This window comes from Streptococcus sp. k-378 (assembly GCF_013277505.1).
GTDB classification, from domain to species: domain Bacteria; phylum Bacillota; class Bacilli; order Lactobacillales; family Streptococcaceae; genus Streptococcus; species Streptococcus pseudopneumoniae.
This window is the reverse complement of record NZ_VMNC01000165.1, coordinates 1-583: the sequence shown is the minus strand read 5'-3', so window position 1 is coordinate 583 and position 583 is coordinate 1. Positions and strand designations below refer to the sequence as shown.

General features: G+C 42.4%; 1 protein-coding gene. It reads left to right on the top strand.

Going from position 1 to position 583, the window contains the following annotated elements; all coding sequences use genetic code 11:
- Nucleotides 1-583 (top strand): hypothetical protein (locus tag HT719_RS11165; protein WP_172922682.1); only part of this gene is annotated, 583 nt, incomplete at both ends.

Here is a 583-nt window from a genome sequence, read left to right as displayed (position 1 = left end):
AACACCAGCTAAGGTAACACCAGCAACGCCAACGACTGAAACACCAGGTAAGATTGAAATTGCTCAACAACCAAATGGAAATGCGATTGTAACACCTAAGAAACCAGATGGAACAACTTACCCATCAGGAACTAAGGTAGAAATTCCAGGAGAAAATGGAACAACAATCACAGTAACAATTGGTGACAATGGTTCAGGTGAAGTACCAAATGACAAGCTTCCGAAAGGTGCTGTGCCAGGTAAAGGTAAAGTAACAGAACCGAACAAGAAACCATCACAACCAGTGGATGTAACAACACCAGCCCGTAAGACACCAACTATTGACTTGGTACAAGATCCTACTACAGGTGACGTTACAGTAACACCTAAGAAACCAGATGGCTCAACTTATCCAGAAGGAACAATGGTAGAACTTCCAGGTAAGGATGGTCGTCCAATTAAAGTGACGATTGGAGCAGATGGTTCAGCTAAGGTTCCAAATGATCAATTACCAGATACTACGGTTGTAGGTAAGGCTAAGATTACAGAACCAGGTAAAGCAGCTGTAGAAGTTCCTAATGTAACAACACCAGCTAAGGTAACA